Below are 24573 nucleotides of genomic sequence, written 5' to 3' on the forward strand. Positions count from 1 at the left end.
TCGTCGTATTTGCGCCGCTTATCCGGCATAGTCTTGCTCTTTTTTGCGGTCATGACTCAGGAAATATACGTCCTGTTTCTGTGCGCCTCGACTAGACCACCTCAAGCTATCCGGTGATACGAGCAATTTCTCCTAGCTGCGCGACTAAGTGTCGTCGCTGCTCTACGTTATGCTCTCCCTGTAATTGCCTACGTAGGTCAACGTACTTGCCAGCGTTAGTCAAGAACCTTTCTGTTGCCATAAAGCCGGTGAGCCACTCCGCAAAGTCAGTTAGAGATACCTCTGTACCAAGGGAGCCAAAGTATTCAGCCCAAAGACTGTCTGTTCTAGGCTCATCTTCCCATGGCTCACTTACCGCATGAGGTCTGCCTAAAAAGCTGTTCAAAAGGTGGATATCCGAGCAAAAGGTCTCGATAGCTTTCTGCTCTGCTTCTTTAATCTTTTTGTTTTTGAACAGGATGACTAACCATTCGAACAGAAAGGCAGGGAAACCGGCATCATCCGGGAAGTTCTTGGCAAACCATCTGGTGTAAGTTAGCCCGCCCGCAACATCACCGAGTTGTATGTAGTATTTGGTCGGAAAGTAACGGAGTCCACGGCTGTCATCATACCAGCCAAACTTCCTCTTCTCAGCCGCAAGTACTCGTCGAATGTCGGTGATTTTCTTCCTCAACCGGTCAGCTTGCTTTGGCGTCATGAGTGCTAGCTGCTTATCTAAAGTTACAGATTAATCTAATTGCAAACCGCTGGATAAGCACCCTATATGAGATAGGATACTGTCACAATAAAGGTGAAAAAAGTGGGGCAAGCCAAACAATATTAAACAAAAAGATGCGTTTGGAGCTTGTAAAGCCAGATTTTAGTAGGCTAAGACATCTCGCCGTGCTTGATCGGGTTCAGCTCCTGCACGCGCTTGTTGTGACCCTTGGCCACGATTTCGCCGTTGCGCACGAGCACCGAGCCGATGGGAATGCCGCCTTCCCGGCGGCCTAAGCGTGCCTCGTCGATGGCGGCCTGCATGAATTGGTCCATGGTATCTGGGATTCTAAAAACGCGTACGGCGCGTCTTGGTGAGAGAGTGAGTTGCTGGGCGAATATAGCGGGCCGCCGCGCAAGGTCCGGCTGCCAGGCAGCGTTGCGCCCCGGCCGGCCTGAAGGTACCGCGCTACCGTGCGCAGATGCCGCGGTAGGGGCAGTACTCGCAGCGCTTCAGGTCGTCGGTCTTGCGAATCGGCTCCTGGGGGTCGAGGATGCGGCGGGCAAATTCCCCGATCAGCTCCTCGCTGGCTGCCCTGAACGACTGACCCTCGGCGGTCAGAAACGACATGTCGGCCGTGAGCAGGCCTTCCCCGATGCTGCGCAAGGACATGATGGCGGCATCGGCGGCGGGGCGGTCCTGGCTTTCGAGCATGTAGCGGTAGAGCCAGAGCTGGCGCACCTTTTCGGGGCCGGAATCGGCGTCGGTGAGCAGCTTGTGCCGGGCGGCCGCGGCATCGCCCTTGCTGTTGAGGCGCAGCTCGGTGGCCCGCACCAGCCCGGTTTTGTAGTCCACTACCCGCAGGCGGCCGTCGGGCAGCTCGTCGAGGCGGTCGGCGGTACCGATCAGGCGCAGGTTGAGCTGGCTGCCGTCAGCCAGCGGCACAAAGACGGTGGCGTGAAGCCTGGTTTCGAGCCCCTTGATACGCAGCGGCAGCACGTCGGGCTGGCCCGGCAGGCTTTCGAGGTAGCGGCGCACAAGCTGTTCGGCTACCTGGCCCAGCACGTGGTTGAGGCCCTCGTCGGGGCGGGCGTGATGCTCTTCCTCGGCCTGCCAGAGGGCGTCGGCCACCTCTTTGGGCACGCGCAGCAGCAGGCCCGGGATGTCGGCGGCGGTCAGCTCCCGGCTGTCCTCGGCGAAGGGCAGCAGCAGCATTTCCAGGGCCTTGTGTACGGCCGTGCCGAAGCCGTCGGCGCCCAGCTTTTCCTCCACCTCGTCGTTTTCGCTGAACTTGGCCAGGCGGTTGAAGTAGAAGCGCAGGCTGCACTTAAGGTACTCGTTCAGTGCCGAGGGCGAGAGGCCGTTTTCGAGGCGGGCGCGCAGGGCGGCCAGCATTTCGGGGTCTTTTTCCAGCACCAGGTCGCCTTCGTAGCCGTCGGTCAGGGCCTCGTCCTCCACGGCGGCGGCGGTGAGGCGGAGCAGGGTCAGGTTGGGGTTCTGCGGGGCCAGGTCGTGCTCCAGCTGGAGCAGGAAGCGGCTTCGCTCGCCGGTGCGGGTGCCCTCGGCCCCGGGCAGCACATGAATAAGATCGACGTGGCGGGCGCGCTGCAGCAGGCGCCAGAAGGTGTAGGCGGTGGCGGCTTCGTGGTCGGCGTAGGTGGGCAGCTGAAACTGGCTGAGCAGGTCGTAGGGAAACAGGGAGCCGTGGCGCTTGGGGGCCGGCAGCACGTTCTCGTTGCAGCTCAGGATGATGACGTGGTCGAAGTCCAGGGCCCGGGTTTCGAGCAGGCCCATCACCTGAATATCAGCAATGGGCTCCCCGCTGAAGGGCAGGCGGGTGCTGGTCATCTGGTCGTAGAGAAACCGGCGGAAGGAGCGCACCGACAGCCGCTGCTCCCGGCAGTCGAACACCGAGTCGAGCCGCTTTACCAGGGTAAAGAACAGGTACAGGTACTCCGCCTCAATGGCCGAATGCTGGTCCTGGTACACCTGCTTGAGCAGGTTGATGAGCGTGTAGCAGGCCGCGATGATGTCGTCGCAGGTGTCCCAGGTTTTGAACAGGGCCTCGATGAGCGGGTGGTGCTGGCCCAGCTCCTCCAGCTCAGTGGCAGGCAGCAGCACGGCGTTGCGCCGCACGATTTCGCGGCACACCTTATCCAGCAAACCGTGGTACTGGGGCTGGTCTTCCTGGCGGTTCTGCCAGAGCTGGAAGCGGCGCAGAAACGGGTGGCCCAGCAGCTTGGTCACGGCCAGGTGGTGGTAGCGGGGCACGCCGTAGTCCTGCCCGTCGGCGCCCTCGCGGATGCCGGTCAGGTGCACTTCGAAGAGCAGATCCACGAGGTTGAACAGGGGCGTGCTCTGGAAGCTCAGGCCCATGGTCACGTTGTAGTCGGGCACGGCGGCCGGGGGCAGGCCGTGGAGCACGGGCAGCAGCAGGGTTTCGTCGGGCAGCACGATGGCCACGGTGCCGGTGGGGTGGCGCTGGCGGGCTTCGGCCAAAAGCTGGCCGGCCACTTTGCCCTGCATGCTGGCGTTGGCCACGCCCACGAAGCGCACCTCCCGCTCCAGCCCGCGCAGCAGGTTGGCCGGCCCGCCGAAGGCTTCGTTGGGCAGCTCCCAGTTTTTGCGGTAGCGGCGCAGGTGCTGGCCGGCCCGGTTGGGCGAGTCGTGGTCGAGGTAAAAGGCGTCGCCGTCGAACTGCACCTCGGCGCGGCGGTCCTTGAGCAGCAGCTGAATCAGGCGCTCCTCGGCCCGCGACAGGTAGCCCAGGCCCAGAAAGACGTGGTAGGGCAGCTGCTCGCCCTGGCTGAGGCGGGCCGTGAGCTTTTCCACCGCCAGCCGGTAAGCCATGCCGGGGTAGGCCACGTGCCCGGCCAGCATCCGCTGCCGCAGCTGCTTGTACACCTTTTGCAGGTCGTCCCAGAACCTGAAGTAGGCGCCCGTCATCGACTGGGCCGCCGGGGCTTCCGACAGCTCCCAGCGCTCCAGAGCCTTGGCCTGGGAAAGGTACTCAAACACCTTGTCGGCCGGGGCCAGGTTCTGGTCGAGACTGGAGAAGTCCTGCAGCAGCAGCCCCGACCAGCCCACGAACCGGTCGAAGTCCAGGCTGGGGTCGATGTCGCGCAGGATGTCGAACAGCATGAGCTGCAGGGTAATGGGCTCTTCGACCTGCACGCCGGCCAGCTCGGTCATGTAGTCTTCCATGGCCGCCACCCGCGGGCTCCACAGCGCCTCGCCCGCGCCGGTGGCCATGGCCAGCTCGTTTTTCAGATACACCACCGCCCGCCGCGTGGGCACCACCACCACCAGCTCCGAGAGGTCTTCCGGAGCAAAGCGCGTAGTCAGGTCCCGGGCCATCTGCGCCAGGAAGGAGGTGGTGGCAACGGTGGGGGCAGCGGTAGTAGGGGTGGTAAGCATACGAGGCAGCGGGAGATACTAGCGTATTCAGAGCGGGTTTGGGGTTCGACAGCCCGCCAGAGGCTTAAAGATACGGCGCAAACTGAGCCGGCGCGGGATGATTCCGGGACTTCAGCCCTGCCAATAGGCAGTTAAAGGCTTTGGCATCGTCCCGCACCGGTGCAGGGCCTGTCCGAAGGCCTTCGGAGCCCTCCCGCACCGGTGCAGGGCCTGTCCGAAGGCCTTCGGAGCCCTCCCGCACCGGTGCAGGGCCTGTCCGAAGGCCTTCGGAGCCCTCCCGCACCGGTGCAGGGCCTGTCCGAAGGCCTTCGGAGCCCTCCCGCACTGATGCAGAGCCTGTTCGAAGGCCTTCGGAGGCTACCAGTAGCGCTGAGCCCGGGTACTGACCGGCTTGCGGCGGGGCCGGCGGTGCTACAAGTGCGCCTCGGTGGCATTGGGCTCTACCAGCTCGGTGGCTCCCGACGCGGCATCAGGCACCACGTAGCTGGCCAACGACCGGACTGCCAGCCCCATGCTCACCACGGCCAGCACGGCGCCCATCAGAAAGGCCGCGCCGGGGAAATGGACGGGGGCGGCGGGGCCGGTGAAGTAGGAAAACAGGTTGGTCATGAACGGCGGCCCCACGATGGAGGTCAGGCTGATGAGGCTGGTCAGGGCGCCCTGCAGCTCGCCCTGCTCGTTGGCCGCCACCTGCCCGCTCATGATGCCCTGCAGGGCCGGGCCGGCAATGCCGCCCAGGCAGTAGGGCACCAGGAAGGCGAACATCATCCAGCCCTTGGCGGCAAAGGCAAACAGCACGAACCCCACCGCGTACATGCCCAGCCCGATAAACACCGAGCGTTTGGGCCCCAGCTTGGGGTTCACCCAGCGAATGAGCAGGCCCTGCACCAGGGCCGTCATCAGGCCCACGGCCCCGAGCGAGTAGCCCACCCACTTTTCATTCCAGCTGAACTTGTACATGGTATAATAGGACCAGGTGCTCTGGGTGGCGTGCCCGGCCAGGTAGATGCACACCAGCGAGCCCACCATGCCCAGAATGACGGGGTAGCGCCGCAGCTGCTTGAGGGAGCCGGCTGGGTTGGCGCGCTTCAGGTCGAAAGGCCGGCGGTGCTCCTTGTCCAGGGACTCGGGCAGGATAAAGTAGCCGTAGAGCCAGTTGCAGAGCGTGAGGGCGGCGGCGGCCAGAAACGGCACCCGCGGCCCGTAATGGCCCAGTAGTCCGCCCAGCACCGGCCCGATGATGAAGCCCACGCCGAAGGCCGCGCCAATGAGGCCGAAGTTCTGGGCCCGCTTCTCGGGCGGGCTGATGTCGGCAATGTAGGCTGAGGCCGTGGAGAAGCTGGCCCCGGTGATGCCGGCAATGATGCGGCCCACGAACAGCCACCCCAGGCTGGGCGCGAAGGCCAGAAACAGGTAGTCGAGGCCGAAGCCGAAGAGGGCAATCAGCAGCACCGGCCGCCGGCCGTACTGGTCGGAAAGGTTGCCCAGCACCGGCGAAAACAGGAACTGCATGCTGGCGAAGGCAAACATCAGCCAGCCGCCGTACTTAGCCGCCTCACTGAGCCGCTCGGCCGGGCTCAGCTGCCCGCCCAGCAGCTGCCCGATCAGCTTGGGCAGCACCGGAATGATGATGCCAAACCCGATAACGTCCAGCAGCAGCGTAACGAAGATGAACCCTAGGGCAGCCTGGCGTTTGTCGGACATGATGAAGGAAATGAGCGGGGCCGCAAGGTAAAGAGGATTCAGGGCGTTTTTCCCACCTGTCATCCTGAGCATCCCGCGCTTCTAGCAGTGGCGAAGTGGAAGGTCCTGCGTCACCGCTAGAAGGGCGGGATGCTCAGGATGACGGACGAGTTTTTGCAGTGCTAAAACGCCACCACCTCTTCCGTATCGAAGTAGTAGAGCACGCACTGCACCTCCTGGTAGCGGAGCTGCCGGAACAGGCCCGCGTACTCCTGCAGCAGGCGGCGGTGCTGGTCCTGGGGCGGGGGCACCCGAAAGTCCAGCAGCGTGACGCGGGTGCCCGCGCGGCTGCGGGTTCCGCCCAGCGCTTCAAAGACCACCCGGTCGGGCTGGTAGTCGCGGCGCTTCACGCCGCCCACCAGAATTTCGCGCTCCGTTTCCACCGCCACCCGCGGGCTGAAAAAATGGGCCAGCTGCGGGTGGGCGACTACCTGCCGCAGCTTGGCTACCAGCTCCGGCTTCTCGCGCAGGCTGATCAGCCCCTCGGCCGCCAGCTGGGTGGCCACGCGCTCCACGTCGGCGGCCAGCACCACCCGGCGCAGGGCGTAGTGCAGCTTGCGGTTCCATTCGTTGCGCACCTGCTGCTCGTCGAAGTCGAACACCGTGTTAGCGTGCCGGCGCAGGCGCAGGCGCTCTTCCCAGGGCGCGGTGCCCAGGTTAAGCAGGGGGTAGGTGTCGGGTTTTTTGTCTTTGGCCTGGGGCTTTTCCCCGGGACGGCTGCCCGTCGCCAGCACAAAAGCCACCTGCTCGTCGTCCCACTGCTGGGTATCGACCAGGAAGCGGTGCAGCAGCTGGCTCACGGTGCGGGCCGCGGCCACGGGGGCGTCATCGGCCGCGGCGGCTTTGGTGGGCCGGGGCCGCTCGGCAATGGCGTAGAGGCGGTGGCGGGGGCGGGTGAAGGCCACGTAGAGCATGTTGAGGCCTTCGAGGAAGGTTTTTTCCCGCTCTTCGGCGTATTGGGTGGCCAGCGGCGTGTGTAGCAGCAGTCCGCTCAGCGGCACCACGGCCACGGCCGGCATCTGGGGCAGGGGCTTGTCTTCCTCGGCCAGCCGGCCCCAGAGCAGGGTGTTGCGGTGAGGCTCCAGACTCCAGTCGGCAAAGGGCACGATGACCACGCCGTAGGCCAGTCCCTTGGCCTTATGCACGGTGGTGATGGTAATGGCGTCGCGGCCGCCGGGGGCGTTGATGCTCAGGGCACTTTTGCGCTGGTCCCAGTAGGTGAGGAAGTTGTTGAGGTTGTTGCCGAAGCGCAGGCTGTACTCCAGGGTCAGGTCGAGGAAGCGGAACAGGTACTCGCTTTCCCCGTTGCGGCCCAGCAGCCCGAAGGTGCCGATAAGCCGCTCAGTCAGCTCGTAGAGCCCCAGGTTGCCCACTTCGGGCTCCCGTACGTCGTAGCCCAGCTCGCGCAAATGGTCGAAAAACGGCTCGGCCGCTTCCTCCTTCGCCAGCACCCCGATGGCCCGGGCCCGGGCCGGCGTCGGGGCCAGGCGCCGCACCACCTTATCGACCAGCAGCAGGGCCTCGGCCCGGGCCAGCGTATCGACGGGTTGGTTCAGCACCCGGAAAATGGCCACCAGCAGGTTCACCACGTCCGCAAATTCCAGGGACAGGGAGTCGGCCGAAATAATGGCGTAGCCGCGCTCCTTCAGAAACTTGGCCACCAGCCGGCTGCTGTTGCGCGTGCGGCAGAGCACGGCCACGTCGCGCAGCTGAAAGCCGTCGTGCAGGGCCTGCTCCACCAGTTGCAGCGTCAGGTAGAGCGTGCTTTCGGCGTAGTCGAGCGTGGCGCCGGGCAGGTGGCCGGGCAGCTCCTGCTCGGTGTAGGCGCTGGCGGCGGGGGAGAAGCGGCGGGCCGGCGCATCGTTTTGGGTGAAGAGAATCTCGACGTGGCCGGCCGGCGGGGCATTCGGCGGTGCCTGCTGCTGAAAGCCTTCGTCGTAGATGCCCTGCACCAGCCCAAACTGCGCGTGCGTCTGGCTGACCTGGGTGAAGAAGTCGTTGTTGAAACCGATAATCTCGGCCGCCGAGCGGAAGTTGGTGTTCAGCGACACCGATTCCAGGGTCTGGTCCAGCGTGAGGTACCGCTCGCGCAGCAGCTCCTGCATCTCGGGGTCGGTAGCACGCTTATAGAGGTGTTCGGTCTGGCCCTGGTGCAGGCGCAGAATCTGCTCCATCTCCCCGCCCCGCCAGCGGTAGATGGCCTGCTTGGCGTCGCCCACGGCCAGGCTCAGGTTGTCGGTCGATACGGCGTTTTCCACCAGCGGCAGCAGGTTGTTCCACTGCAGCACCGAGGTGTCCTGAAACTCATCGATGAGCAGGTGCTGGTACCGGTCGCCGAGCCGCTCGTAGAGAAAGGGTACCGGCTCGGTCAGCACGATGCTGGCAATGCGGCGGTTGAACTCGCTGATGAGCACCACGTTTCGCTCCCGGCTCAGCTGGTCCACAATCTTGCTCAGCTCGCTCAGCAGCGAGGCATGAAACAGGTAGGGCTGCATGCCGCTCAGCAATAAGTAGCCGGGCAGGTGCAACGCCCGCAGCTTCTCCAGCTCCCGGAAAGCGTCGTGCAGCGTAGGCTTAATGGCTTCGATGCGGCTTTTGAACGGCTCCTTGTCACCGGCCCCGCTGCTCCACTTGCCCGAGTCGGCCACCTTGCTGGCGGTAGCGGTAGGGGTGTTGCCGTCTTCGAGCCAGCGTGCCCACTTGGAAAAGTGGGTGTACACGCCGTTGGCCCCGCCCGCCAGCCGCACCGGCTCCAGGCCCTGCCCGCTGATGGCATCCAGCGCCTTTTGGGCAGCCAGCTGCACTTCGGCCTCAATTTCCTGGCGGCGCTTGCGGATGGTTTCGTGGAGGCGGCGGAAGTCCTGCATGGTCAGCAGCTGGAGCTGGCCCACGGCCTCGTGCACGCTTTCGTTGAACAGGTACTTGCCGAACTTCACCAGCTCGTCGGGCAGCGTGTTCCAGCTGCGGCCTTCCTCGGCCTTGCCCAGCGCATATTCCGCCAGCGTTTTCGACAGCAAAGCCGAGTTCGGGTCGCGGTTCACCTTGTCGAGCAGCAGAGCTACGGCGCTTTGCAGCACGGCATCCGTATCCAGCTCTACCTCAAAGGTGGCCGGCAGGCCCAGCTCCCGGGTGAAGGCCGTCACGATGCGCTGCACGAAGGAGTCGATGGTGCTCACGGCGAAATCGGCGTAGTGGTAGAGCACCAGGCGGAAGGTTTCCTGGGCCCGGCGCTGCACTTCCTGCTGCTGCTCAGCCGCCGTATCCAGCCGGCGTGGCAGCTGCCCGGCTTCCCACAGTTCCGCCGCTACCTCAGCCAGTAGCATATCAGGCTTGCCCTCCGCGGCTGGATACGCAAACTTGCGGAGTGCGCCAATGATGCGCTCCTTCATTTCCCCGGCCGCATCATTAGTAAAGGTGATGGCCAGAATACTCTTGAAATAGGACGGGTCTTCGGAGCCCAGCGCTAGCTTCAGGTATTCCTTGGTCAGCTGGTAGGTTTTGCCGGAGCCGGCGGACGAGGAATAGATGCGGAAGGTGGCGGGCATGGGGGAGGGACGTAGTGGCCCGCAAAATAGGGTATAAGTGGCGGGAATAGAGTTTTTGTGGATAGATTGCTGTCAGCCTGCAAAATATTTAAAGACATCCAACTACACCGTACTCAAGCTATGACAACCCAACCAGATCTTTCGTCAATAACCTTAGACTCGCTACTAGATACTGCCATTCTCTCCTGGGGTGGTCCAGTAGAAACAGACAGTGAGCTAAGGTAGGTTGCGTTTGAGGTCTTGTTCAAATTGATGGGGCGAGCGGTAGCCGAGGGCGGAGTGGCGACGGTCCAGGTTGAAGTACGTGTCGAGGTAGTGTGCTACCTCCAAACGGGCTTCTTCCAGCGAGGCAAATGGGCTGCCGCCGGGCAGCAGTTCGGTTTTGAGCGTGCTCCAGCCGGCTTCGGCCTGCGCGTTGTCGTAGGGGTTGCCCGGCCGGCTGAAGCTGGGCACGGCCTCCGCCTGTTCGATGCGGGCGCGGCAGGCGGTGCTGGTATATTGGCTGCCGCGGTCAGCGTGAATAATCAAGCCTGGCGCGGGTTGACGCAGGGTCAGGGCCTGTTCCAGGGCCAGGAGCACGAGTTCGGTGGGCATCTGGGCGGCCAGGTGCCAGCCCACGACCCGGCGCGAACAAGCGTCGCGCCAGGTGGCCAGGTAGCACCAGCGCCCGCCCACCAGGGGCAAGTACGTGATGTCGCCCACCCACACCTGGTTCAGGGCCGTGGGCGCGGGCTGGCCGAGCAGCCGGTTTTCGGCTACCACGGCCGCCGGGTCGGCCACGGTCGTGCGGGGGCGTTGCGGGCGGGTGCTCAGCGCCCGCAGCCCGTGCCGGTGCAGCCACGAGCGCAGCGCGTAGCGTCCTACGGCGTGGCCCTCGGCGCGCAATTCCGCCCGCAGGCGGCGGGTGCCGTAGCGCCGGGCGTGGCGCGTGAAGGCGGCGTGCGCCGCTCCCTGCCACGGCGTGGGCGTAGCCGGGGCGCGGCCCTGCCACTGGTAATAGCCGGCGCAGCTGACGCCTAGCACGCGGCAAAGCACTTGCACGGGCCATGGCTCCACGCAGGCGTGAATGAACTCAAAGCGGCTCATGACTGAGGCGGTTGGGAAAAGATGGTCACGACTTTTTTTAAAATATCGCGCTCCATTTCCACGCGCTTGAGCGTGGCGCGCAGCTGCCTGATTTCGTCCCGCTCGGCGCTGCTGGGTACGGCTGCTTCCAGGGCCTGGCGTTGCCAGCGCCCCAGCAGCGCGGGCGAAATGCCCTGGGCACGGGACACGTCGCTTTGCCGGGCACCAGCGGCCACCTGGCGCACGCACTCCGCCTTAAAGGCCGGCGTATATTTCTTGCGGGTGGCGGGTAAGCCGCCAGGATTCAGTTTCTCGGTCATGGGCAGTGAAAGTTAAGACTGCTCACTGTCCGTTTTAGCTAGACCACCTCATCCCACGGCTTCATGCCTTATCAGCGGGACTACTATTTCCATATTGAAACCTTGTGGAATGAGCCTTTAGCAGGACAGTATCTAGTTGCATTCAGGCATTGTTACGAAATGAACTATCAAATAATAACTGGTAGTGAAACTCTTATTGAGTCTTGGGACAACTGCTTTATAGATATGAAGGAATATGAAAAAGCAGGCCAACCAGAAGGCTATGTTTGGGGAGCAAATTGGGCAACGGCTTATCCTGGATTTTCACCCATAGAAAATTCAGCAAAAGCTCAAGCGTGGACGCAGAAGCTGAATAAGCCGATGCAGGAGGTCCAAGTTGAAGCCGACATTATGAGGATCAATTTGGTTTATAGTACTTGGGATATCAGAAAGCTTAACAACGAGACCGGGCTGATAAGCCAAGTTTTCTTTCCGTTCGGAGAATAGATTGACAACCCCTACACCTCCCCCATCAACCTCTCAATAACGTCCTCCGTCACCCGCCGGGGCCGCAACGTCTGCGGGTCGAGGAATGCCCACTGGGTTTCGGCTTCGCAGAGCAGCGCATCGTCGGCCGTCCGCTCGATGCGGGTGAAGCGCTGGGACTGGGCCCCGCGCACTTCGCCCACCCAGGTGGTGCAGCGCAGCTCGTCGCCGAGCAGGGCGGGCTGCCGGTAGCGGATGCGGTGTTCCATCACCACCCACATATAAGGACTGGGCTCGGCGGCGGGTGGGTAGGCCGTCAGCCAATGGGCGCTGGCAATATCCTGCACCCAGCGTACGTACTGCACGTTGTTGGCGTGGTTGAGCTCGTCAATATCGGCTTCCACGACCTGGATAGTGTGGGAGAAGCGGAAGGAGTCGATGGTATTCTCCATATGTGCCCTGTTGATATTTGGCCGACTCTGATGTAGAGACGGATCCTGACGTCTCTACATCAGAGTCGGCAAGATGATTTTTTATGACGGCGGGAAGCAAGGATGCATCTTTACACCGCTAAGCAGGAGCCAGCAATCCTACTCTTTGTTGGTCAGCTTCTGCTTGCGCGCCCAAATCCGTTCCAGGTACTCCCGAATCACGAAGGTCTGGCAGCTCGTGTCGCCGTGGTCGATGCGGATGGGACCCAAGCGGTCGGCGGCCTGCTCCACGGCGTGCCGCAGCGCCTCCGAGCGGCTCCCGATACTGATCAGCGCGCTGTTCATGGCTTCTTTAGCCCGGTTGGGGGCCGCGTGCAGCAGCGGCTCGAGGCGCTGTACATGCGCCTCAAAGAAGGATTCCGGTAGTGAACGGTCCTCCAGGGCCAGCCGACCCAGCAGGGTGTAGGCAATGCGCTGCAGCATTTCCTGGGGAGCCGAAAGCCACTCGTTCATCTTCTTTTGCCTGCATGGGGCCTGAAACAGCAGTACGGCAAACAGATCCGCCAGGGCGTGGTAGTGAATATCCGCCACCCAGCCCATTACCTCCGCCTCGGTCAGCTGTTGCGGGTCGGCAATCAGGGTCGCCAGGCTCCGGGCGTCGATGTTCTGGGTTTGCCAGAGCTGCCGGGCTAGGGCGTGGGCGCGCTGCTTATCCTTGCCCCGGCCCACGAATTGTTTCTTCAGCAAGGCATAGTTGGCGAAGCTGACGCCAAAGACATTTTCGCCGCTACCGTGGCGCTTGTACGTCTTCTGGGTATGCTCAGAGCCCAAAGAACGCAGCTGGGTGAATATTTCTTCGAAGGTCATAAAAGCTTAAAACATGCTTTAGATCGAATGAAGGCAGTATTTGCTTTGCCGGCAATGATACCTGAGCCTTTATCCGCCCCAAGATCGAACTACTCTGGGGTAAAGTCGTATATTTGCCTAAGTTTAAGAAATGTGCATCACGCCATCTGCAAGCTGTTCCGTAAGGGGCCATAGCAGATCTCATGGCCACTTTACTTAGATGACATACATAATCAAACAACATGCAGACAGGAACAGTAAAATTCTTCAATGACACCAAGGGCTTTGGCTTCATTAAAGTAGACCAATCAGGTGAAGACATCTTCGTGCACGTAAGTGACCTCGTTGATGAGATTCGCGAAAATGACAAAGTGCAATTCGAAGTTGCACAGGGCAAAAAAGGCCTCAACGCCGTAAAGGTGTCGTTGGTTTAGCTTGACCTCTCGTCTTCGGATGAAACAAAGAAGCCCGCAGCAGTGCGGGCTTCTTTGCGTTTAGCCCTTATTGGCAGTTGGTGCTCCGGAACCAATGAGTAGCTCCTACTCGTTAAACCCCTTTAGCTAGCTCAGAACGCCCAGGGGTATTCTGGGAATTTCAGCAATAGAATGCCAGCCTCCTGTCTTTTATAGCGGAAAATCCGTACCTTTGCAGCCGCATTGAGAACGGCCATGTTCCGCGCTGCATAGGCTGCAGTAATCTAATAGGCTGGCCGCCTTCGTCTTCCGTCCGTTGCTTCCGTCGCTTGTCGTTGTTGTTGAGTGGGAGAGGAACGTCGCTGAATCCGCTGTTTTCAGAGCTAGTGTCTCCCATTCCATCTAACAAAGTCATGGAAAAAGTAAAATTTGAAGAGCTGAATCTCTCGGCAGAGATGATGCGTGCTATCACCGACCTCGGTTACGAAGAAGCATCCCCTATCCAGACCGCCGCAATCCCGGTCCTGATGGCTGGTCAGGACGTTATCGGTCAGGCCCAGACGGGTACCGGTAAAACCGCCGCGTTCGGCATTCCCGCCATCGAAGGTGTTGATACCGACAGCAAAGCCGTTCAGGTACTGATTCTGTGCCCCACGCGCGAGCTGGCGGTACAGGTTTCGGGCGAAATCCAGAAGCTGGGCAAGTATAAGCGTGGTCTGGCCGTCGTGCCGATCTACGGTGGTCAGAGCTACGACCGGCAGTTCCAGGCCCTGGAGCGCGGCGTGCAGATCGTCATCGGTACGCCTGGCCGCGTGATGGACCACCTCGAGCGCGGTACGCTGAAGCTGGACAAAGCCACCAAGATCATTCTGGATGAAGCCGACGAGATGCTCGACATGGGCTTCCGCGAGGACATCGAGATTGTGCTGAGCAAAATGCCCGAGGAGCGCCAGACGGTGTTTTTCTCGGCCACGATGAGCAAGCCGATCATGGAGCTCACCAAGAAGTACCAGAAAAATCCGCAGATCGTAAAAGTCAACCACCAGGAGCTGACCGTTACGAACATCGAGCAGATGTACTACGAGGTGCGCAACCCGATGAAAAAGGACGTGCTGTCCCGCATCATCGACATGTACAACCTCAAGTCGACCATCGTTTTCTGCAACACCAAGCGCATGGTAGACGAGTGCGTGGCTGAACTGCAGGCCCGCGGCTACTTCGCCGACGGTCTGCACGGCGACATGGGCCAGCAGCAGCGCCAGAACACGCTCGACAAATTCCGTAAGGGCACCCTGGAAATCCTGGTTGCCACCGACGTAGCCGCCCGCGGCATCGACGTGGAGAACGTGGAGGCCGTGGTGAACTACGACCTGCCGGCCGACGAAGAGTACTACGTCCACCGCATCGGCCGCACGGGCCGCGCCGGCAAGCTGGGCAAAGCCTTCACCTTCGTGAGTGGCCGCGACATCTACAAGCTGCGCGACATCATGCGCTTCACCAAGGCCAACATCAAGCAGGAGCGGATTCCGTCCTTCGAAGACGTATCGGAGGTGAAAACCACGCTGTTCCTGGCCCAGATCAAGGACATCATTGAGAAGGGCAAGCTGGAGAAATACGTGCAGCGCGTGCAGCGTCTGCTCGACCAGGAAGAGGATATCACGTCGTTGGACGTGGCCGCTGCCCTGCTCCGCATGACGATGAAAGAAGACAAGCAGGCCGAGAAGAGTCTCGAAGCCGGCCGCCAGCAAGGCGCCGTGCGTCCGGGCTTCACCCGTCTGTTTGTGACCATGGGCAAGAAAGACCGGGTGCATCCGCGCGACATCGTGGACCTGATTGCCGAAAATACTGCCCTTACCGGCAGCAAAGTCGGCGACATTGCCCTCTACGACAAGTTCAGCTTCGTGGAAGTGCCTTCCGAATACGTGGATGAAGTTATCGAGAAACTCGGCCGCAGCTCCATCCAGGGCCGTCCGGTGGCCTTTAACATTGCCACGCCGCGTCAGGAAGGGGATGCCCAGCAGGAAGGCAACACCCGTGGCCCCGGCGGCTTCGGTGCCGAAGACAACCGTCCGGCTCGCCGGGCTCCGTACGGCAACCGCGAAGGCGGCTCGTCTTACGGTGGTGGGCAGCGCGGGGGCAGCAGCTTCGGCGGCAACCGCAGCGGCAGCTACGGCAACCGGGATGGCGGCAGCAGCTACGGCGGTAACCGCGACGGGGGCAGCTCCTACGGCAGCGGTGGCGGTGGCTACAAAGGCAAGCGCGACGGCGGCAGCTCCTACGGCAGCGGTGGCGGTGGCTACAAAGGCAAGCGCGACTAGTTGCGCCAGCAGATAAATTGCAAAAAAGCCTCTCCAGATTCGGAGAGGCTTTTTTTATGCGGCCTGTTTTCTATCGGTAGTAGCTTCGCTGCTGCAACGGGTAAGCGTCAAAGAGCGGTGCCGCCATTCGATGAGCAGTAAGGAGCAATGCACGGCAACAAAAAGGCCTTCCCAGTCAAGGGAAGGCCTTTTTATCAGACAACTGTAAGCCAGCGGCCGGTAGTCGGTTAATTACTTCTTGGCGGAGGCGTCGCGCAGGTTACGCATTTCGTCGTGGCCCTGCTGTATGCCCTGGTACTGCTTTTCAATCACGGTTTTCAGGCCGGCGGGCATATCCTGGGCTTTCAGAGCGGTTTGATAGGCTGTCTTGGCGTAGTCTTCGCCCCGCTCGCACTCGGCCAGGATGCTGTGGCGGTCCTTGCTGGTCACGATGCCCTTCAGGTTGATGAAGGCCCGGTGAATGGTGCCGGTGATGGAGCTTTCCTCGTCGGGATGCAGGTTGAGCTTGTGCATCTGGTCTTCCAGCTCCGTGATGTAGCTGGACCGCTGGGCGGCGTATTTCTTGAACGTCTCCTTCAGGTCCGCATCTTCCACGTCGGTCATGGCTTCGGCGTAGCCTTTCTGACCGTCCTTGAGGGTTTCGATGAGTTCGTTGGCGAGGGCCTGGGTTGCTTTGGCTTCCATGGACAGTGGGTCGTTTGGGTTGTAGAGGAAAGAACTAGTGTCTCTCTTTACTGCCCGGGCGCGGTTTGGGTTGCGCCGTGCCCCTTATCAAATACGGGCCTACACCCGCCAACGGCCTCTGGTTGTCAGCGCAGGCTGCCGGATAAAAATCAGGCGTCGTCGGATGAATTTTATCCGACGACGCCTGATTTTTATAGTAGGTCGGGCGAATTTTATCCGATGTCGCATGAAATTCATCCGAGCACCGATGAATTTCATGGCCGCTCCCGTGATTTTCACGGCAGGTCGGATGAATTTCATGACCGTTCCCGTGATTTTCACGGCAGCGGTCATGATTTGTATCCTCGCTGCCGTGATTGTCACGACCGGGCGGCACGGGCCTTAGCCAGCGGCGGCCGGCTGACTCAGGGCCTGCCCGGCCAGGAAGCCGGTGGTCCAGGCGGCCTGGAAGTTGAAGCCCCCGGTGATGCCGTCGATGTCGAGCACCTCGCCGGCGAAGTGCAGGCCGGGGTGCAGGCGGCTTTCCATGGTTTTCAGGTTGACCTCGCCGAGCGGAATGCCTCCGCAGGTGACGAATTCCTCCTTGAAGGTGGTTTTGCCCCGCACGGCCAGCGGCATGCGCAGCAGCAGCTCAATCAGGCGGTTCTGGGTTTTGGCCGGCAGCTCGCTCCACCGGGTGTCGGTGCCCACGCCGGCCTGCTCGGCCAGGGTGCGCCACAGGCGCTGGGGCAGGCCAAAGAGCGGGTTTGAGAGCACCACTTTGCGGCCGTTGTCGTCGCGGAACACGTGCAGCCACTGGCGCAGGGTTTCCTCGGTGTAGGTCGGAATCCAGTTGACCAGGGCCGTGCCGGTGTACTGCAGCTCGTGGAGGCGGCGGGCCCCCCAGGCCGAGAGCTTGAGCACCGCCGGGCCGCTGATGCCCCAGTGCGTAATCAGCAGCGGGCCTTCGTACTCGAGCTTTTCGCCGGCCAGCACCACCCGGGCTACCGGCACGCTCACACCCATCAGCTCCTTGAGCGGGGAGCTGGGCACGTTGAAGGTAAACAACGACGGCACCGGCTCCACCACGCTGTGCCCCAGGGCCCGCAGCCAGTTGTAGCCGTCCGCTTTGGGCAGGCCGCCGGTGGCTACCAGCAGGCGCTGCACGGGCAGCACCCGGGGGCTGGCGCCGGTCAGGTGCAGGGCAAAGCCGCCGCCGGGCAGGGGCTCAATCCGCTCGGCGTTGGTGCTCAGCAGCACCCGCACGCCGGCGCGGTGGGCGGTGTCGAGCAGGCACTGGGCAATGGTTTCGGACGAGTCGGTGACGGGAAACATGCGGCCGTCGGCTTCCGTTTTGAGGGGCACGCCGCGCTTTTCGAACCACTGCACCGTATCCTGGGCCCCGAACTTATGGAACGGGTCTTTGAGCTGTTTGGCCCCGCGCGGGTAGTGCTGAATCAGCTGGGCCACGGAGGAGCAGTTGTGGGTCACATTGCAGCGTCCCCCGCCCGACACGCGCACTTTGCTGAGCAGCTTGCCGGTTTTCTCCAGCAGATACACCGTCAGGCGCGGGTTGGCCTCGGCGCAGGCAATGGCCCCAAAAAAACCGGCGGCCCCGCCCCCCAATACTGCTACCGTCGAATTCATGTCCTTCACCCGGCAAAGATAACCTGCCGGGGCCTGGCATCAGCAATAATCCAGGGCGGCCAGCAGGTTGTCGTGCCGAAACCGGTAGGGGAGCGTGCGGGCCAGCAGGCTGCTGTCGATAAGCTTGCCGGACTGGTTTTTCTGCGGGTCGAAGGTCGGCGCGTCGAGGCTCAGCTTCCCGGCCGCGGCGGTGTAGAACTCCCGGCGGGTGGGGTGGTGGCCGGCGCAGGCGTTGAAGGTGTAGCCCCAGGCTTTTTCGGCAATAATGCTGGTCAGCAGCCCGATGCAGTCATCCAGGTGGATCAGGTTGACCGGCGCGTCGGCATTGGGCAGGTTCTGCCGGCCGGCCAGAAAGCGCCCCGGGGGCCGCTCGGGCCCGATCAGGCCGCCGAAGCGGACCACCGTGCCCAGCCACTGCCCGCGGCGGGGTGTGAAGTGGCCCTCGGCGCGCAGCAGATCCGACGCCGCATCGGGCGAGGACACGGCGTCGGACTCCGTCATGGCGCGGGGCGCGTCGGGATACACGCTGGTGGAGCTCACGAACAGCACGTGGCGCACGCCCACGGAAGCCACCACGCTGCCCACCGGCCGCAGCAGGCCGGGGTAGTTGTTGGCCGCCGCGGCCCGGGGGGGCACGTTGAGCACCAGCACGTCGACGCCGGTGAGCATGGTGCGCAGGGTATCGGCGTCGGTGGACATAAAGTCGGGGCCCAGGCGCAGCAGGTAGGGCGTGATGCCCGCGTCGCGCAGGGTGAGCAGCTGGGCCGGGGTAGTGGTGGAGCCCACGACGGGGTAGCCGGCCCCCACCAGGGCCTTGGCCAGCGGCAGGCCCAGCCAGCCGCAGCCGAGCACGGCCACCGTGAGCTTGGCGGCGGGGGAAGCAGGAGAAGAAACAGTCATTGGGCCAAAGGTGGCAAAAATTCCTTCGCCAGAATATTTGGTGGGCAAAAGCCGGCAAATCCCGTTCTTGCAGCTTTCCCCACCATTCTTCTCAGCCCTTCCTGCTATGCCTGCTTACACCCAACCCATGCTCCGCGACAACGCACTCCAAGGCAAAACCATCGTCGTGACCGGCGGCGGCACCGGCCTGGGCCGCGCCATGACCACGTACTTTCTGCAGTTGGGCGCCAACGTGACCATCACCAGCCGCAAGCTGGAGGTGCTGGAAAAAACGGCTGCGGAGCTGCGCGCCCAAACCGGCGGCCGGGTGCTGGCCGTGCAGTGCGACGTACGCAAGTACAACGAGGTGGAGGCCATGCTGGAGCAGACCATTGCCGAGTTCGGGGGCGTCGACGTGCTGCTGAACAACGCCGCCGGCAACTTCATTTCGCCCACCGAGCGCCTCTCCCACAAGGCCTTCGACGTGATTGTGGACATCGTGCTGCGCGGCTCCTACAACTGCACGCTGGCTTTCGGCAAGCGCTGGATTGCCGACAAGAAGCCCGGCACCGTGCTCAATATCGTGACCACCTACGCCTCGGTGGGCTCGGCCTACGTGGTGCCCTCCGCCGCCGCCAAGGCCGGCGTGCTGGCCATGACCCGCTCTTTGGCCGTGGAGTGGGCCAAGTACGGCATCCGCTCCAACGCCATTGCCCCCGGCCCGTTTCCGACGGAAGGCGCCTGGAGCCGCCTGTTTCCCGCGCCCCTGGCCGAAAAGCTCGACCCGGCCGCGTCCGTGCCCCTCAAGCGGGTGGGCGAATACCAGGAGCTGGCCAACCTGGCCGCCTACCTCGTGTCGGACTTCTCGGCCTACGTCAATGGGGAAGTCGTGACCATCGACGGGGGCGAGTGGCTCAACGGGGCCGGTGAATTCAACAAGCTGGAAATGATTCCGGCCCCGATGTGGGACGAAATAGAAAAAGCCATGCGCCGCTAAAAAAAAGCGGCCTGGGGCTATTGGATAAACAAGGCAAACGGGAGCTGCAGTAATTTGCAGCTCCCGTTTGCCTTGTTGGCATTTCGGCGTATTTGCCCCTCCGGTACCGTCGTTCAGTATTGATAGGTAGTAGCACGATTATCTGTATTTTCTACCCAAATCGTTTTGAGAAAAATTCTTGCGGCAGAATTACTGGCAGCCAAATAAAAGAATGTATTGTTGTACTCTCAACATTTAGGTCACTTCAAACTCATTCAAGTAGCCATGGAAAACTCTTTTGAAAAACACCCGAAAAGTCAGAATCCGGTGGACGCGTACCCTTGTATTCCCCTGGCGGAAGCCCGCGCCCGGGTTACCAACTGGCTGGAAGCAGTCAATATGATACCGTACTTTGAAAAAAACCAGGACCAGGTGCCCCGGGCAATTTTCATCAGCCATGATGACCTGGACAAGCTCAAGGAGAAATACAAAGACACGGAAGGAATACGGGTTTACTTTGCCCTCAACCAGCCAATTGATAATGATAGTAAGATGGTGGACCCCTACCAGGTTACGGGGTTGGTAGTGCCCGTGCTTAAATCGGAGTCGGGTGGCTACCAGGATCTGGTTGCCCTCGATGGCAACGAAGAAAAAACGGCGGTCTACGACTTTACCCGGCCCTGCCCCGTTTTCTGCGACCTGGCCAGTGAGCTGTATGTCAAGCTTGATGAGCCCCAGCGCTGATTTTATCCGGATCAGCAATTTCTATGTCGGGGTATTTCTGCCGGCTTCCGTAGCTCTGCCGTTGAGCATAGGCGTCTATAAGCGCGTCTATGCTCAGCCCGGACTACAGCTTGTTTTCACTTACCTCGTTGTTTCCGGGGTTGCCAATATTTTGGCCAGCCTGATTGCGCAGGCCCACCGCAATAATCTGCCTTTGCTGCATATCTATACCATCATTGAACTGTTGTTGATCCTGGCTTACTACGATAGAATTCTGACCGAGAGGCCCCTGCATCAGCTGATTCACGTGCTGGGCGTCGGCTTTTCTATTGCGGCCATCCTGAATTTTTTGCTGTTGCAAAGCATATTTGCTTTTAACTCGTACCCCCGGGCACTGGCTGCCATTATTGTAATGTTGCTGGGGTGTTACTATTTTCTTACCGAAGACGATTTCAAGTCCGGGGCACAAACGCACAAGTGGATGAATTTTGGTTTGCTCCAATACTTTGGCAGCGCGGTATTTATGTTCGCTTTTTCTAACGTACTCTATGAGCATACCAGCACGCAGGGCCAGTATGTAATAGGCATACTGCATGCGACGCTGGTCTTAATCATGTATGGATTGGTAGCCGTTGGGTTTATGGGAGCTGAGAAAAATGGATAATCTGTACGGGCTGATTCTCCTGAGCATTGTTGGCACCTTCAGCATGGTTGTTTTTTTTGTGCTGATTCACTTTCGTAATCAGACCAAGCTGGCCAAACAGGCCGAGCAGATGCAAAAAGCCCAGCTACAGTATCAGATAGCGCTGCTGGAAGCCGTTATCCGCTCCCAGGAGACGGAGCGCAAGCGCATCGGCCAGAACCTGCACGATGACGTGGGGACGGTGCTGGCGAATCTGCGCATGACGGTGGAAATGTACCAGCAGGCGGCCGGTACGCCCGCTTCGCTGGCCCTTTTCACGGCCTCCTGCAAGACTATCATTGACAAAGTCATCAACGAGGTCCGGCACATCTCGCACAATCTGTCGCCGGTCAGCCTGGACCTGTACGGCTTTACGGATGCCGTCGAGGAGCTGGCCGATCTGGTCAACAACGCGGGTAAGCTGCGCTTCAGCCTGCAGAATGAGGCTGGCCCGTTGCTCGACCAGCTCTCGTCGACCCACGCCGCGGCCCTGTACCGCATCGTGGAGGAGCTGTTGAACAATACGCTCAAGCATTCCGGGGCCAGCCAGATTCATCTGGGGTTCGGGACGGATGAAAACGCTTTGCTGGTTTCCTACCAGGACAACGGCCAGGGTATTACGCCCAAACCGGGCCAGCGTAAAGCCGGCATGGGGACCAGCAACATCGAAAGCCGGCTGGCCATCATGCAGGCCAGCCATACCGTACGGGCTGCCCCGGGCCAGGGCTTTGCCTTCAAGGCCCGTATTCCGCTCCAAGCCGTAGCTGCGCCCGCCCATGCATAAGGACCGGATTCGGGTGGCCGTAGTGGATGATCAGACCCTGTTTCGGGAAAGTCTGCTGGCCTTGATCCGCGGGGAAGCCGACTTTGAGCAGGTGGCCGAGGCCGGGAGTGGCCCAGCCTTTCTGGAGCTGTGCGCCGCCCTGCCCGTGTTGCCCGACGTGGTGCTGATGGACCTGAATATGCCGGGCATGAACGGGGTAGAACTCAACCAGCAGCTGCACCGCCACTACCCGCATATAAAGGTCATTGTGCTATCGGTGCATACCCAGGAGCGGCTTATTGCCAGGATGATTGCCGCCGGCGCCTCGGCCTACCTGGCCAAAAACTGCAACCGGGAAGAGCTGGTGCTGGCTATTCAGACGGTGTACCGGAGCGGGTTTTACATGAACCCGCAGGTGCTCAAAGCGGTGCAGAGCACCCATAGCTACCCGGCCGCGCCCATCGTCGGGTTCAGCAGCCTGCCGGTTGAGTTTACCAACCGTGAAAAGGAGGTTCTGCAGCTGATCTGCCAAGAGTATTCCACCCCGGAAATTGCGGAAAAGCTGTTTCTAAGCGTGCGCACGGTGGAAGGCCACCGTAATAACCTGCTGCTCAAAACCGGGTGCCGCAATACGGCCGGGCTGGTGCTGTTTGCCGTGAAAAACCACTTGTTTGACGTGCCTTTTTAGCCTGGCCTGCCGACGCCCGGCCTTGGGCCGCCGGCTTGCCGGCCGCAAGGTAAGAACCAAACCAGGCAACGCCCCGGGGCGCTGCCGCCTGGCGCACTTTGGTCTGCCGGCCCAACCAGGTAGAACTACCTGATTCCGTAATCGGGTAGTTCTGCGCTGAAACTGCCGGGGGCAACCCGCTTCCTTTGACTTGTCAACCGAAGCTTCACCCTGACAACGGCGGAAATCGAAAAGCCGAACCAAGAGTAGATACCATTCACTGGCAAACCACTTTCTTCATGAAAACTGCGCATTCGTCTTCCGCAAAGAATTCTCAATCTCAATCTTCGGAAAAAAACTACCAGGTAATTGTTACTGATAATGGCAAGTGGCTATTCAGTGCAAGTTCGGACTTCCTATTTGCCTACCTTGACGATACCTGGTCGTCGGATATTATTGCCAAGGTAACCAACGCGTTTACTGCAGCGCTGACAATTCCTTCAAAAATAAAAGATGCGGTAAAAGCGACAAGCGGCGAGGAAGTAGTGAAAGGTCTGTACCTTCTGAACCAGGCATCAATGGTTACGGCCATGAATTCTATTGATGGTATGGGGCAGACTGAAGTTGATAGTTTAACGGAGCAAGGCTCAGGAACGGCTACCAGTATCAATCAGGAGTTTTTCAATGCTATTCTAGGCGGCTTGGGCGGTGACGTATCGGCAATGACAACGTACCTCAACGATCAAATGGGCGATATACAAGCCCAGACGAGCAAAAGTAAAGTGACGGATTGTTTTGGGACTGTTATCGGCTTGATTTCACTGATTCCAGTTCTCAATGTCGTGGAAACGAATTTTGTGTACGTTTACTCATCTGAATCAACCAGTGACTGGTTCGTTAAAGTGACCTGCGGGTCTCACGAAGAGTACTCTTACGATTACACTTACACTGTCGTCAAGTATCTCTATAATCCTAGCCAGGAATAGAGTATTGAGCCAGGAAATTCTGCGGGCTTGAATAAAGTAAAAGCTTTTTCTAAGGGCATCAAATAACACTAAAGCAATGCCAGCCCTTGCCGCGGTACATACCGTCTTGACGGTCAGCTATAGGCTTATTTAAGTCTGCAGTAGCGGTAATAGGCAGCATAAGTCTAAAGGCTGACTTTCTGCTGTGTAGCTTGCGAAAATGGAATAATCCGGCTTGTCTATTAACGAAAACGCCTCCGGTCTGGCCGGAGGCGTTTTTCTGAATGTCGGGTTCTGATCGGTACTGCTATAATTTATAGCCCTTGTAGCCCTTGGCAAACTCGGCGGCCGCAATCGGCTGGTTGGGCACCACATCGGAGAATTCGAACTTCTCGAACAGCCCCTTATCATCGTGCACCTGCACCACCAGGGGCAGCAACAGCTTCTGGTCCACGCAGACGATGGTACGGCGCCCGTAGCCGTTGGGCACCTGCAGGGTTTTGCCGGCGGGTACCGGCACGTCGATGCTCAGGTCGTTGCGCTCCACGATGCGGAACTCCCCGCAGCCGAACCGGTCGGCAATGCTGGCCACGGTTTCGGCCTTGGTGGTTTTGTAGGTCACGTAGCGGAACTGCGGAAAGTCGGACCGCAGGATGTGGCAGGGCCGGCCCGTGATGGTGGTGTCGCCGGCGTAGCGGAAGGTCCGCTCGAAGGTGTGGTCCTGCCGCTGGGTTGAGCCCTTGATGATGTCGGCAATGGTGCCAAAGCCGGCGTCGAGGGCGCTGTGGTGCTGGTTGCGCCGCATGATGGCCCCGTTGGGGTCCAGGCTCAGCGTTACGTAGGGGAAGCTGTTGGGATACACCCAGGCGTCGCCGTCGTTCTGCCCCGTCACCCAGAGCACCTCAATGCCTTTATCGTTGCGCAGGTATACCCGCAGCGGGTTGTACGTCATTTTCATGGCCGTGCGGGCCTGCTGGTACTTGCCAGCCGAGCGTTCCTGGGCGCGCACGCTGCAGCGCAGGGTTTTGAGGCTGCTGATGGAAGCGGTAAGGCGGGTGAGCAGCTGCTCGGTGGTAATCTTGTCGGGTGGGGCCGGAGTGGCCGACAGGGCGGAAAACAGCACGGCGGCGCCAGCAATGAGCCGGAAAAATGAAGTCATGCAGGAAGAAGACAGATAAGATAAACGCTTGGACGAGCCGCCGCTACACAAACCGGGCCGGAGCCGGAAGGCGGGCCGCAGGTGGGCTAGGGCGTGTTCTCAATTTAGCCAGAGGGTGATGGCGCGTAGTTGGATAAACGCGGCGTAGGAATCGGCGAGCTTATCGTAGCGCGTGGCCACGCGTCGGAA

22 protein-coding genes and 1 pseudogene are annotated in these 24573 nt (G+C 60.8%); 10 read left to right on the forward strand and 13 right to left on the reverse strand.

Features of this window, described 5'->3' with window-relative positions; all coding sequences use genetic code 11:
- Positions 1-106: 106 nt before the first annotated feature.
- From ABD842_RS08280 to ABD842_RS08310, 7 genes and pseudogenes are all read right to left on the reverse strand, one after another.
- Positions 107-697 (reverse strand): hypothetical protein, encoded by a 591-nt coding sequence (locus tag ABD842_RS08280; RefSeq protein ID WP_345112489.1) that lies wholly within the window; start codon positions 695-697, stop codon positions 107-109.
- A 170-nt stretch (positions 698-867) separates the two neighbouring features.
- Positions 868-1032, reverse strand: coding sequence for a tRNA-specific adenosine deaminase (locus tag ABD842_RS08285; RefSeq protein WP_345112491.1), 165 nt, complete (start codon positions 1030-1032; stop codon positions 868-870).
- Positions 1033-1165: 133 nt separating this feature from the next.
- Complete coding sequence (locus tag ABD842_RS08290) at positions 1166-4114, reverse strand: PD-(D/E)XK nuclease family protein (RefSeq protein WP_345112492.1); 2949 nt, start codon at positions 4112-4114, stop codon at positions 1166-1168.
- A 411-nt stretch (positions 4115-4525) separates the two neighbouring features.
- Positions 4526-5818: a TCR/Tet family MFS transporter gene (locus ABD842_RS08295; RefSeq protein WP_345112494.1), complete on the reverse strand. Its 1293-nt coding sequence runs from the start codon at positions 5816-5818 to the stop codon at positions 4526-4528.
- A 161-nt stretch (positions 5819-5979) separates the two neighbouring features.
- Entirely contained in the window at positions 5980-9402 is a 3423-nt protein-coding gene (locus tag ABD842_RS08300; protein WP_345112496.1) for a UvrD-helicase domain-containing protein, read from the reverse strand.
- A gap of 216 nt (positions 9403-9618) precedes the next feature.
- Entirely contained in the window at positions 9619-10635 is a 1017-nt protein-coding gene (locus ABD842_RS08305; RefSeq protein WP_345112524.1) for an IS3 family transposase, read from the reverse strand.
- Positions 10569-10787, reverse strand: a pseudogene (locus ABD842_RS08310) (transposase); the annotation flags it as partial. The pseudogene ABD842_RS08310 and the gene ABD842_RS08305, both read right to left, overlap by 67 nt.
- A 63-nt stretch (positions 10788-10850) precedes the next feature.
- Between ABD842_RS08310 and ABD842_RS08315 the strand changes: the two are divergent.
- Positions 10851-11273, forward strand: a complete 423-nt coding sequence (locus tag ABD842_RS08315; RefSeq protein WP_345112497.1) for a YxiG-like protein — start codon at positions 10851-10853, stop codon at positions 11271-11273.
- Between the two features lie 11 nt (positions 11274-11284).
- On the opposite strand, the gene ABD842_RS08320 is transcribed toward ABD842_RS08315, so the two are convergent.
- Positions 11285-11704 (reverse strand): acyl-CoA thioesterase, encoded by a 420-nt coding sequence (locus ABD842_RS08320; protein WP_345112499.1) that lies wholly within the window; start codon positions 11702-11704, stop codon positions 11285-11287.
- Positions 11705-11842: 138 nt separating this feature from the next.
- Positions 11843-12550: a DNA alkylation repair protein gene (locus ABD842_RS08325; RefSeq protein WP_345112501.1), complete on the reverse strand. Its 708-nt coding sequence runs from the start codon at positions 12548-12550 to the stop codon at positions 11843-11845.
- Positions 12551-12771: 221 nt separating this feature from the next.
- Between ABD842_RS08325 and ABD842_RS08330 the strand changes: the two genes are divergently transcribed.
- Together ABD842_RS08330 and ABD842_RS08335 are read left to right on the forward strand one after the other, a co-directional pair.
- On the forward strand, positions 12772-12963 hold the full coding sequence (locus ABD842_RS08330) for a cold-shock protein (RefSeq protein ID WP_073110051.1): 192 nt from the start codon (positions 12772-12774) through the stop codon (positions 12961-12963).
- Between the two features lie 392 nt (positions 12964-13355).
- A complete protein-coding gene (locus ABD842_RS08335; RefSeq protein WP_345112503.1) occupies positions 13356-15260 on the forward strand; it encodes a DEAD/DEAH box helicase in 1905 nt (634 codons plus the stop codon).
- Positions 15261-15491: 231 nt separating this feature from the next.
- Here the strand turns inward: ABD842_RS08335 and ABD842_RS08340 are convergent, their stop codons facing one another.
- Complete coding sequence (locus ABD842_RS08340) at positions 15492-15944, reverse strand: PA2169 family four-helix-bundle protein (RefSeq protein ID WP_345112505.1); 453 nt, start codon at positions 15942-15944, stop codon at positions 15492-15494.
- A 226-nt stretch (positions 15945-16170) separates the two neighbouring features.
- On the opposite strand from ABD842_RS08340, the gene ABD842_RS08345 reads away from it, so the two are divergent.
- Positions 16171-16329, forward strand: coding sequence for a hypothetical protein (locus tag ABD842_RS08345; RefSeq protein WP_345112507.1), 159 nt, complete (start codon positions 16171-16173; stop codon positions 16327-16329).
- Here ABD842_RS08345 and ABD842_RS08350 read toward each other — a convergent pair.
- Both ABD842_RS08350 and ABD842_RS08355 read right to left on the reverse strand, forming a co-directional pair.
- Positions 16326-17570 (reverse strand): BaiN/RdsA family NAD(P)/FAD-dependent oxidoreductase, encoded by a 1245-nt coding sequence (locus ABD842_RS08350; protein ID WP_345112509.1) that lies wholly within the window; start codon positions 17568-17570, stop codon positions 16326-16328. The two genes, ABD842_RS08345 and ABD842_RS08350, sit on opposite strands and share 4 nt — an antisense overlap.
- 39 nt (positions 17571-17609) lie before the next feature.
- The gene (locus ABD842_RS08355; RefSeq protein WP_345112511.1) at positions 17610-18470 is read right to left on the reverse strand and encodes a Rossmann-fold NAD(P)-binding domain-containing protein; all 861 of its coding nucleotides are present in this window, start codon (positions 18468-18470) and stop codon (positions 17610-17612) included.
- Positions 18471-18576: 106 nt separating this feature from the next.
- Here ABD842_RS08355 and ABD842_RS08360 point away from each other — a divergent pair, with 106 nt between their 5' ends.
- The 6 genes from ABD842_RS08360 to ABD842_RS08385 all read left to right on the forward strand — a co-directional run bounded on the left by ABD842_RS08360 (position 18577) and on the right by ABD842_RS08385 (position 23246).
- Positions 18577-19446: an SDR family oxidoreductase gene (locus ABD842_RS08360; protein ID WP_345112513.1), complete on the forward strand. Its 870-nt coding sequence runs from the start codon at positions 18577-18579 to the stop codon at positions 19444-19446.
- Between the two features lie 264 nt (positions 19447-19710).
- Complete coding sequence (locus ABD842_RS08365) at positions 19711-20169, forward strand: hypothetical protein (protein ID WP_345112515.1); 459 nt, start codon at positions 19711-19713, stop codon at positions 20167-20169.
- Positions 20153-20812 (forward strand): hypothetical protein, encoded by a 660-nt coding sequence (locus tag ABD842_RS08370; protein ID WP_345112516.1) that lies wholly within the window; start codon positions 20153-20155, stop codon positions 20810-20812. The genes ABD842_RS08365 and ABD842_RS08370 overlap by 17 nt, the downstream gene beginning before the upstream one ends.
- Positions 20805-21614, forward strand: coding sequence for a sensor histidine kinase (locus ABD842_RS08375; protein ID WP_345112517.1), 810 nt, complete (start codon positions 20805-20807; stop codon positions 21612-21614). The genes ABD842_RS08370 and ABD842_RS08375 overlap by 8 nt, the downstream gene beginning before the upstream one ends.
- Positions 21607-22281 (forward strand): response regulator, encoded by a 675-nt coding sequence (locus ABD842_RS08380; protein ID WP_345112518.1) that lies wholly within the window; start codon positions 21607-21609, stop codon positions 22279-22281. Before ABD842_RS08375 ends, ABD842_RS08380 begins: the two co-directional genes overlap by 8 nt.
- A gap of 278 nt (positions 22282-22559) precedes the next feature.
- Positions 22560-23246: a hypothetical protein gene (locus tag ABD842_RS08385; RefSeq protein ID WP_345112520.1), complete on the forward strand. Its 687-nt coding sequence runs from the start codon at positions 22560-22562 to the stop codon at positions 23244-23246.
- Positions 23247-23532: 286 nt separating this feature from the next.
- Here ABD842_RS08385 and ABD842_RS08390 read toward each other — a convergent pair whose 3' ends face one another.
- Positions 23533-24384 (reverse strand): LysM peptidoglycan-binding domain-containing protein, encoded by an 852-nt coding sequence (locus ABD842_RS08390; protein WP_345112522.1) that lies wholly within the window; start codon positions 24382-24384, stop codon positions 23533-23535.
- Positions 24385-24573: the final 189 nt, after the last annotated feature.

Origin of the sequence: Hymenobacter algoricola (assembly GCF_039539525.1) — a bacterium.
In the GTDB taxonomy this organism is placed as follows: domain Bacteria; phylum Bacteroidota; class Bacteroidia; order Cytophagales; family Hymenobacteraceae; genus Hymenobacter; species Hymenobacter algoricola.

Coding starts and splice junctions, on each gene's coding strand:
- ABD842_RS08295 (WP_345112494.1), bottom strand. CDS start 5,818: ATGTCCGACAAACGCCAGGCTGCCCTAGGGTTCATCTTCGTTACGCTG.
- ABD842_RS08370 (WP_345112516.1), top strand. CDS start 20,153: ATGAGCCCCAGCGCTGATTTTATCCGGATCAGCAATTTCTATGTCGGG.
- ABD842_RS08350 (WP_345112509.1), bottom strand. CDS start 17,570: ATGAATTCGACGGTAGCAGTATTGGGGGGCGGGGCCGCCGGTTTTTTT.
- ABD842_RS08280 (WP_345112489.1), bottom strand. CDS start 697: ATGACGCCAAAGCAAGCTGACCGGTTGAGGAAGAAAATCACCGACATT.
- ABD842_RS08335 (WP_345112503.1), top strand. CDS start 13,356: ATGGAAAAAGTAAAATTTGAAGAGCTGAATCTCTCGGCAGAGATGATG.
- ABD842_RS08340 (WP_345112505.1), bottom strand. CDS start 15,944: ATGGAAGCCAAAGCAACCCAGGCCCTCGCCAACGAACTCATCGAAACC.
- ABD842_RS08380 (WP_345112518.1), top strand. CDS start 21,607: ATGCATAAGGACCGGATTCGGGTGGCCGTAGTGGATGATCAGACCCTG.
- ABD842_RS08285 (WP_345112491.1), bottom strand. CDS start 1,032: ATGGACCAATTCATGCAGGCCGCCATCGACGAGGCACGCTTAGGCCGC.
- ABD842_RS08355 (WP_345112511.1), bottom strand. CDS start 18,470: ATGACTGTTTCTTCTCCTGCTTCCCCCGCCGCCAAGCTCACGGTGGCC.
- ABD842_RS08330 (WP_073110051.1), top strand. CDS start 12,772: ATGCAGACAGGAACAGTAAAATTCTTCAATGACACCAAGGGCTTTGGC.
- ABD842_RS08325 (WP_345112501.1), bottom strand. CDS start 12,550: ATGACCTTCGAAGAAATATTCACCCAGCTGCGTTCTTTGGGCTCTGAG.
- ABD842_RS08320 (WP_345112499.1), bottom strand. CDS start 11,704: ATGGAGAATACCATCGACTCCTTCCGCTTCTCCCACACTATCCAGGTC.
- ABD842_RS08360 (WP_345112513.1), top strand. CDS start 18,577: ATGCCTGCTTACACCCAACCCATGCTCCGCGACAACGCACTCCAAGGC.
- ABD842_RS08390 (WP_345112522.1), bottom strand. CDS start 24,384: ATGACTTCATTTTTCCGGCTCATTGCTGGCGCCGCCGTGCTGTTTTCC.
- ABD842_RS08290 (WP_345112492.1), bottom strand. CDS start 4,114: ATGCTTACCACCCCTACTACCGCTGCCCCCACCGTTGCCACCACCTCC.
- ABD842_RS08385 (WP_345112520.1), top strand. CDS start 22,560: ATGAAAACTGCGCATTCGTCTTCCGCAAAGAATTCTCAATCTCAATCT.
- ABD842_RS08375 (WP_345112517.1), top strand. CDS start 20,805: ATGGATAATCTGTACGGGCTGATTCTCCTGAGCATTGTTGGCACCTTC.
- ABD842_RS08315 (WP_345112497.1), top strand. CDS start 10,851: ATGCCTTATCAGCGGGACTACTATTTCCATATTGAAACCTTGTGGAAT.
- ABD842_RS08300 (WP_345112496.1), bottom strand. CDS start 9,402: ATGCCCGCCACCTTCCGCATCTATTCCTCGTCCGCCGGCTCCGGCAAA.
- ABD842_RS08345 (WP_345112507.1), top strand. CDS start 16,171: ATGAAATTCATCCGAGCACCGATGAATTTCATGGCCGCTCCCGTGATT.
- ABD842_RS08365 (WP_345112515.1), top strand. CDS start 19,711: ATGGAAAACTCTTTTGAAAAACACCCGAAAAGTCAGAATCCGGTGGAC.